This is a genomic window from Methanobrevibacter sp. (assembly GCF_045577275.1).
Classification (GTDB): domain Archaea; phylum Methanobacteriota; class Methanobacteria; order Methanobacteriales; family Methanobacteriaceae; genus Methanobrevibacter.
The window spans coordinates 1-9,083 of record NZ_JAZNIB010000320.1 but is presented as its reverse complement, the minus strand read 5'-3'; the positions used below and the strand labels follow the sequence as shown (position 1 = coordinate 9,083).

At 34.1% G+C, this 9,083-nt stretch carries 7 protein-coding genes; all 7 read right to left on the bottom strand.

Going from position 1 to position 9,083, the window contains the following annotated elements; all coding sequences use genetic code 11:
* Positions 1 to 247 precede the first annotated feature (247 nt).
* Positions 248 to 1,489, bottom strand: a complete 1,242-nt coding sequence (locus tag ACKI67_RS09220; protein ID WP_407463238.1) for a dihydroorotase — start codon at positions 1,487 to 1,489, stop codon at positions 248 to 250.
* A gap of 310 nt (positions 1,490 to 1,799) precedes the next feature.
* A complete protein-coding gene (locus tag ACKI67_RS09215) occupies positions 1,800 to 3,032 on the bottom strand; it encodes a 4Fe-4S binding protein (RefSeq protein WP_407463237.1) in 1,233 nt (410 codons plus the stop codon).
* Positions 3,033 to 3,047: 15 nt separating this feature from the next.
* Positions 3,048 to 4,475, bottom strand: a complete 1,428-nt coding sequence (locus ACKI67_RS09210; protein WP_407463236.1) for a Ni/Fe hydrogenase subunit alpha — start codon at positions 4,473 to 4,475, stop codon at positions 3,048 to 3,050.
* A gap of 1 nt (position 4,476) precedes the next feature.
* Positions 4,477 to 5,403 (bottom strand): F420-nonreducing hydrogenase, encoded by a 927-nt coding sequence (locus ACKI67_RS09205; protein ID WP_295605476.1) that lies wholly within the window; start codon positions 5,401 to 5,403, stop codon positions 4,477 to 4,479.
* Positions 5,404 to 5,423: 20 nt separating this feature from the next.
* A complete protein-coding gene (locus ACKI67_RS09200; RefSeq protein WP_407463235.1) occupies positions 5,424 to 5,849 on the bottom strand; it encodes a hydrogenase iron-sulfur subunit in 426 nt (141 codons plus the stop codon).
* A 1,042-nt stretch (positions 5,850 to 6,891) separates the two neighbouring features.
* Positions 6,892 to 8,139, bottom strand: coding sequence for a SufB/SufD family protein (locus ACKI67_RS09195; RefSeq protein ID WP_407463234.1), 1,248 nt, complete (start codon positions 8,137 to 8,139; stop codon positions 6,892 to 6,894).
* Entirely contained in the window at positions 8,105 to 8,863 is a 759-nt protein-coding gene (gene sufC, locus ACKI67_RS09190; RefSeq protein WP_407463233.1) for a Fe-S cluster assembly ATPase SufC, read from the bottom strand. Before sufC ends, ACKI67_RS09195 begins: the two co-directional genes overlap by 35 nt.
* Between the last annotated feature and the right edge of the window lie 220 nt (positions 8,864 to 9,083).

The following is a 9,083-nucleotide window of genomic DNA, read 5'->3' as shown; positions in this document are numbered from 1 at the left end:
AAGAAAAATAGCATAAGTGAAAAATTGAAAAATTGAAAAATTGAAAAAAATAAAATATAAAAAAATTAGAACTAAAAAAAGTGAAAAAGTGATGGTGAAATTCAATCAATTAAATAAAAATAACGATTGATTAAAATAAATAGAAATAAATAATTATTCAAAATATCAAATGAATAATTAAAATAAATAAAGAATAGGGGATAATGAAAATTTTATTAACTGATGCCCTACATAAGACGAATGAAAATTATAAAATTAATTCATTATCTTCCATGACAACTTCACCATTTACTATGGTCATAGTTGCCTTTCCTTTGTATGGAAGTCCATCAAAAGGAGAATATTCTGCTTTTGTATAGAACTTTTCGATATCAAAGGTTCCTTCCTGTTTCAAATCAACAACAACTAAATCAGCATCAAATCCTTCTTTAACAAAACCTTTGTTGTTTAGGTTGAATCTTTTGGCAGCATTTTCAGAAAAGATCTTAGGAATCAATTTTAAATCAAGATTAGACCTGTTTACTTCAGTCAACAACAATGATAGAACGGTTTCTAAAGATGGGATACCTGGACTTGAATCCCAAACTCCTTTGCTTTTCTCCTCTAAACTATGAGGTGCATGATCAGTTCCAATGATTGAATTTTCATTCAAATCATTGATTGTGATGTTTTTGCCCCTTTCTCTTAAAGGGGGATTGGTTTTAATCAATGTTCCAAATTCATTGAATGCAGTATTGTCATATAATAAGTGATGAGGTGTGAACTCAAAACTGACATTATTGGCAATGGCTAAGTTCATTGCATTTTTAGTGCTTAAGTGACAAATGTGCAAATCAACACCATATTTTTTAGAAAGTTCAATGGCTTGTGCAACAGACTCATCTTCAGATTCTGCGGGTCTGCCATAACTGTATGCAATAGCATCAGTTTCCTCTTCCAAATTCTTGGTAGACTCCAAGACAATATCCCTTTTTTCACAATGTGTGGTTACGATTGTTTTATTGCTTAAATTAGAAATGTCATGGAAAATCTTATCCAAGTCCTCATCATTTTCCAAATCCATAAAGACTTTAAAGGACATCGGATTCAATTCAAGAATCCTTTCCATTTCATCAGGGGTGGAATATCCTGCATGAAGTCCAAAATTAACTACAGATTTGGATTCTGCAATCTTTTGCTTTTCTTTAAATGCATCATATGTATTGGTTTTCGGAACAGTATTCGGCATATCCATAACAAATGTGAATCCCCCATTTGCTGCAGCCATGGAACCTGTCCTAAAATCTTCCTTATATGTCAATCCAGGATCTCTGAAGTGTACATGAGGATCAATAAGACCAGGCAATACAATTTGCCCTTTAAGGTCTATCTCCTTTTCACCTTCAATTGCAGATTTTGAAATTTTTGCTATCTTGCCATCTTCAATAGCTAAATACACTTCAGCCGGATAATCCAATAATTTAAGATTTTTTAAAACTAAATCGAACATAAAACCACTTCAAATAATGCAATATTTTAAGATTAAAATAATTTTCTATAATGATAAAAATTTTTCTTAAAGAAACATTAAGTTTATAACTAATTTAATATTTAATTTAATGTTTAATAAATTTGATTAAAAATGAAATAAAAATCTTTGAAAAAATAGTAAAGAACATTAAAATCAGTGATTTTTAGAAAAATAGTTTGATAAATTATTTAAAAAAAGTTAAAATAAATAAAAAAAGGCACTTAACCCCAATTGTTAAGTGCCTTATACCTGAATTCAGGTTTGATTTTGTTTTGTGTTTAGAACCTACCTATTTTAAGGTAAGGGATTCAGGAGTACATTTCTCGAGACATTGTTCACAGAGAGTACAGAATCCAGCAATAGGTAAGTTAACTTTGTATGCTTTGTGTAACATATCATATGGACATGCGTCAATACATTCTCCACATTCGTCACATTTGGATGGGTTGAAGATGATTCTATCTCTAGATACTACTTCACCATCAATTTCTTTGTCTACATAGTCTAAGATCAATGCGTCGTTAGGACATACGTTAGCACATGCACCACATCTTACACACATGGTGAAAGATTGTTCGCCCATATCTTTTTGACGGGAAGGTACTTCCATTCCTCTTTTGGTTACTACTTTTATAGCTTCAGTAGGACATTTTAAAGCACAACCACCATCAAAGAGACATTTTTCTTCGTCCCAACAGATACCTTCGCTAGCACTGAATTTGGATGCACCATATTCAACATCTAAGTCAATTGCATCAACAGGACATACATTTACACAAAGACCACATGCAGCACATGCTTGTGGAAGTTCTACAGTCAAGTCAGATTTAGGAGTGATGAAGCTTCCAGGACAAATGTCAACACAGGAATTACAACCGATACATGCTTCAGCGTCTAAAGTGAATGATTTCATGTTTTTAGTACGTTTAGCAGGGTTTGCATTTTCTGCGATGAAAATTGCATTCCATGGACAGGATTGTGAACATACTCCACATTGGATACATTTATCTTCATCTACTTCGATAGGTTCTCCGTAAGCAGATAAGGTGATTGCATCAACAGGACATTCAGCTACACATACGCCACATCCTTTACAATCATCAATGTATACACGGCCTTCTGGTTCAATAACTCTGCTTGCAGGTTCTTTTACTCCAGGAACTCCGATTACGTCTACAGGACAAATGTCAACACATTTTTGACACATTACACAGAATCCTTTAAGGAGTTGAGAATCTTCTGCATCTAATTTAAGAGTTTTGGAAGGACATGCGTCTACACAATCTCCACATTCATCACATTTGGTTTTGTTAAAGATTAATCTAACTTGAGTGTTTCCTTCTTCATCAATAGCTATGTCTTCTACTTGTAAAGCACCGTTAGGACAGACTTCTGCACATTTAGGTTCTTCGTTACAAGTATCACAGTAAACGATGTGATCGCCTACTTCAATAGCTGCTGTAGGACAAACGCCTTCACATGCTCCACATTTAATACAGCTATTTTCATTGAATACTATCATTTTAACACTCCAAAGTTAGATTTTTTGAATCATATTTCCTTCACTGTCATATACTTCTACAGTAGCTAATCTCATTTGGCTATCCATAGTGTGGGTAGCACAAGATAAACATGGGTCGTGAGCTCTGATAACCATTTCCATTAAGTTGAAGATGGAGTCATCTACTTCTACACCAGGTTTGATGTAGTCTTTAGCTACTTGTTGAATACCCATTTCCATTGCAGGGTTGTTTTGGATAGTTGCTACAATGATGTTTGCTTGGGTGATTAAACCTTCATCATCAGTTGTGTAGTGGTGGATTAAAGTACCACGAGCAGCTTCTACAATACCTGCACCTTCACCAGCAGTTCTTTCTAATGCTTCTGGGAATTTGTCACCGGATAAGTCTTGTTCTAATGCGTCTACAGCCATTTCAGCAGAAGCTAATAATTCGATTAATCTTGCCCAGTGGAATAATAATGGGTATTGTGCGTAACCGAATCTTTCTCTGAAGTCTTCTAAAGCACCTTGTGCTAAAGGAGCTGCATCAGGCATTTTGTCACAAACGTTAATACGGGATAATGGTGCTACTCTGTAAATACCTTCTGGGTATCCTAATTCCTTAATGTAAGGGAATTTTAACCAGGAGTAAGGTTTTACGTGTTCAGCAACAATATCTTTGTATTCAAGGTTGTTATATTCAGTGTAAATAGAACCATCTTTGTCTTTTATTCTGACTTTACCGTTGTATACATCCCAGTCACCATCTTTGGTTACGAGACCACAGTGACGGGTGTCACCGAAGTATCCTAAGGTTTTGACTAAGTCAATTTTTTCTTCTAAGATAGGTACTGCTAATTCAATGGTTGCTTGTGCTAATTCTACGTTTTCTTTAGCTTTTGCTAATAAGTCAGCTTGAGTTTCTTCATCTAATTCAGTGGAAATACCACCAGGAGTAGAGGAAGTTGGGTGAATTGGACGACCACCAGTTGCGGATACAATATCTAAACCGTTTCTTCTGATTTTAATAGCTTGTAAAGCAACTTCAGGCATATCTTGGATAATTTGGAAAACGTTTCTTGTTTTTCTGGTTCCGTTAGGGATGACTAAATCTGGTGCTGCTAAGAAGTAGAAGTGGAGAGCGTGAGAGTGCATGTAAGATCCCCAGTTCATTAATTCTCTCATTTTGTAAGCAGCAGGTAAGATTTCGTCATCGTCAAATCCATAGATTTGGTCAACAGCTTTAGCAGCTGCTAAGTGGTGTTGTACATCACAAATACCACAGATTCTAGGTACAATACGAGGTACTTCCTCAGCTGGACGTCCTTGTAAGAATTTTTCGAATCCTCTAAATTCCATAACATGTAATCTAGTGTCTTCTACATTTCCTGCTTCGTCAAGGTGTACAGTAATTTTTGCGTGACCTTCAATACGAGTTACAGGTTCCATAGTAAGTTTTACCATATTATTTTCCTCCTTTTTGCATTTTAGCAGGGACTAAAGCAGCTGGTAAAGTGTAAGTGTAGAAAGTACCTACAATATCATCTAATTGGTCAGCTACTTGTTCAGGGTCTACGGTTTTATCTTCGTTAATACCGTAGTCAGATGCAATCGCAGAAATCATTTTTGCACCTGCATCGTTTACTTTAGCAGTAGGTCCGTAACATCCTCTACATGGGATAGCAATACTTGGGCATTGTGCACCACATAAGGATACAGTTGCAGGTCCCATACATACTAAACCTTGAGCAATTAAACATAAGTCATCTTCTGGTTTACCAACTTCAAATTGTCTTTTAATGAAGTCCATAGCGAGTCCAGCAGGTGGTTTTTCTCTAGGACATACTTCACAGAGGTTTGTGGTTGGTAATTCAATAGTTCCTCCGTTTAATAAGGTAAGAATAGCTTCAGCTACTACGTCAGATTTTGGAGGGCAACCAGGGATCATTAAGTCTACTTGAATTGCTTCACCTAATGGTCTTACTCTGCTTTCTAAGGTTGGTACATCTTCGTTAGGAATAATTCCTTCTGGGTTTACAGTACTGCAGGAGTTGATGTAACCTTCAGTAGTTAATTCTTCTACAGTGTGTAAGTTACCGAGACCAGGAATACCACCATAAGCTGCACAAGTACCATATGCAATAACGAGGCCAGCTTTTTCTCTTAACATTTCTGCTAATTCTCTGTTTTCTTCGTTTCTAATTCCACCTTCTACAATAAGTACATCTAATTCAGGTACTTCATCGTATTTAGTATCACATAATACTGGTGAGAATTCGAATTGTGCTAATTCTAAAACATCTAATAAAGATTCGTGAAAGTCCGCAATGGATAAGTGACAACCAGAGCATCCTCCGAGCCACATAGTTCCTACTTTAGCTTTATCTGCCATAAATAATCCTCCAGTTAAATTTATCCTTCAGCATCTAATTGTGCTTTTAATGGGGAAGGTCCTAAATCTTTAATTCTGTTTACCATCATTTTTACAGAACTAGCGAATTTTTCTCCTTCAGAAGCAGAAATCCAGTCGTGGTGGACTCTTTCTCTTCCGATTCCCATATCTTCGACTAATTTATAAACTAATCTCATTCTTCTGTCAAGTTTATAGTTACCTGCATCGTAGTGGCAGTCACCCATGTGGCATCCTGCTACGAATACACCATCAGCACCGTCTCTGAATGCTTTCAAAATAAACTGAGGGTCAATTCTTCCAGAACACATTACTCTTATAACACGAATGTTAGGTGGGTATTGCATTCTTGCAGTACCTGCAGTATCTGCTCCACCATAGGAACACCAGTTACAACAAAACATTACAATTTTTACATCATCAGACATAGAGTTTATCCTCCTCTATTAAAATATTTAGTTTATAGTCCTAAATTAAAATCTTATCTTTTAATTAAGACTCAATCCAACTATTTCAATCCAATAAGCATTAAACTGCATTACCAAATCAAAAATAATGCAATTCAATTATTTAATATCCGATTGAAAAAATATTAAACTTTATTAAAATTGAAATAATTGAGATACTCAACCTAAATAGTTTTCACTATTTTTAATCTATAAAGATCCAAATCAAAAATCTTAATAGATTACCTTCTTGAATCCAAATCAAAATTCAAGAATTCCCGTTTAACCTTAAAAATCCAAATCAAAAATTTTTAAAGTTAATAGATTTCAATCTAATTTCTTTTTTAAAAAAGTTTTTCAAATCTATATTAAAGTATGTTAAGGCATACCTTAATCTCAAATCATCGTACGCTAATGAGCTAGCTCAGCTTAACATTAATGTACTGATTATATATTATATTAAAGATTAAATATAAAGGTTACTTGGAAACGAAAGACACAAGATTTATATACTATAATACTTTTTTAAAAAAAGATATTACAAAGGCAAAAATTTAATTTCAATTTATACGAAATATTATTGAAAAATAACCATTTTTACCAACAAAAAATAAAAAATAACTAATCAATTTTACTTGATTATCAAATAAAGAATTTAAATAAAAATATGTTAAGTTTTAAACAATTAAAACAATTTTTATTATCAAGAATAAAATTTAAAAAAATGGCTAAAAATTAAGGAATACCTAAATAAAAGAATTTGCTTAAATTTAGGAAAATAAAAATTTTTAAAAAAATTATAAAAATAATAAAAAATTTATAAAAATCTAAATTTAAAAAAAATTAAAAAATCTGAAGTTATAAAAAAAGAAAATAGTCAAGAGCAATTACTCCCAACTAATGAAAATATTTCCAAACTTTTAAAAAAAGTTTGATCAAAATATTTTTTTGTTTTGTTTACCAACCCATGAAAATATTTTGGTCAAGGTTTTGCGCCCCGAAGGGGCGGAAAAGCTTGGCTGAGTTACATACCGTCCAAACTCATATCGATCATTCTTTGAGTTTCAGCAGCCAATTCATCAGGAAGTCCAGTGATGTCCATGCTTAAGAATCCTCTGACAATCATGGAAGCCGCTTCCTCTTCAGTCAATCCTCTTGAAGTCAAGTAATAAATCTCTTCCTCATCGATTTGGCCAACTGCTGCTTCGTGAGACATTTCAAGGTTTGCTGCATTTGCCTCAAGTTCAGGGACAGCATAGATTGATGAATTGTCATCCAATACCAATCCATGACATTCCAAGTGTCCTTTAACATTTGGAACATTTCCAGATAAGTGACCTCTTGAGTAGATTTTGGATTCGTCATTTGCAACAGCACGGGAAATGATTTCCGCACTTGTATTAGATGCATTTAAAAGAGCTCTTGAACCTACATCAATAATGGAATCCTTTACACCACTTTGAATACTTTGGAACAATGCCCTTGCATTTTCACCATTACAATTGGTTGTAGGATAAGATTGAATGGATCTTACAGGACTAGTTAAGATATAATTGTTGATGTAAGTTGTATCCCTTTCCTGAATAATACCAGTTCTAGGACGTACTTCCACTTGTTCAGCCCAATTATGAACCATAGTAAAAGTTATTTTTCCACCTGGCTTAATGTACATTTCAGATACCCCTACGTGAAGTGCAGAGGATACATCTTCACCAGTTGCACAACCGGTAATCAAGTGCAATTCTGAATTTTCTTCTGCAATGATTATATTATGAGCGGTTTGCATAACATCTTGATCTGCAATGAACATACATGCCTGTACAGGGAAAACCTCTTTGGTTCCAGGTAATGATCTGATAAAGTAACCGCTGACGAAGTCTTCTTCAGCTTCACGAAGTGCAGTTTGAGCAGTATATTTATCTGCATCAGGCTTAACTGCTTTCCACATATAATCCTTTAACCAGGAATGTTTTTCCAATGCAATTTGAGTATTCATGATTTCAATGGAATCTGAGATTGAATGGGAGAAAACATTGGATTGGTCCATTTGCAAGAAAGAACCTGATCTTTCTTCTGACTCAGTGTCAACACCTACTTTAAGCAAGGTTCTTTTAGTCTTCTTGTCAACATCATTGATATCATCCAATACATCGAAAGCATTTATCTCTTCTTTTGAGAAGTTTTCTATGACAATATCAGTACCTAAAGCCGCTTTTTTATCCTTAGCCTTTTCAGCATCATGAGTTACATTCCGCACAACCAACACATCCATTAAATCCTTCTTTTCTAATGTCTTCTAAAATTTCATCAGGGTCCCCAGAACAAGCGATTAAACCATGCATCAATACATGAGCCTTATCTGCTTTAACAAAGTTTAAGATATAACCTAAGTGAGTGATAAGCAAACCAGCCCTTTTTCTTTGTCCAGGCTTTTTGTCTTTGTCAAGCAAAACATTTAACTGTCCAGCAAGCAATTCCACATTTTCAATATCCACACCGGAATCTGGCTCATCAAACATGGTGAAAAGTGGTTCCTGTGCTAACAATTGGAGAATTTCAGATCTTTTAACTTCTCCACCAGAAAATCCTCTATTTACATCCCTATCTAAGAATTCCTCACTGAATTTAAGTTTTTCTGCAAGTTCTTTCATTCTTGGATTCAACTCTTCATCAGGGTCTTGCTTGGATTCAAGTTTCAATAAATCTCTTACGCTTACACCACGAATAGCTGGAGGGTTTTGGAAACTTACTCCAAGGCCTTTTTGAACTCTTTCAGTAGTGGTTAAGTCAGTAATATCCTCTCCATTGAATATGATAGAACCTTCTACAACATCATATTTTGGGAATCCCAAGATGGTTAAGAATAATGTGCTTTTGCCCGCACCATTCGGACCTAAAAGCACATGGGTTTCCCCTTCTCTAATAGCAAGGTTTACGCCATTTAAAACACGTTTACCTTCTACTTCAACAACTAAGTCTTTTACTTCGAGTAACATCATATCAAATCCTTATTGATTTAATTACTAAGATAAATTTCAATTAAAAATAAAAAGTAGTATTAATCCATCATAACAATAGTTATAACGGCATTATATAACAACCTTATATAACAATATTATATTTATTTTATCATATAAAAACATTACATTTTAAATTAAAATTCCTTTATAAATAAAGTAAAATTTGAAAAAATAGACTAAGTAAAAATAGTTCAGA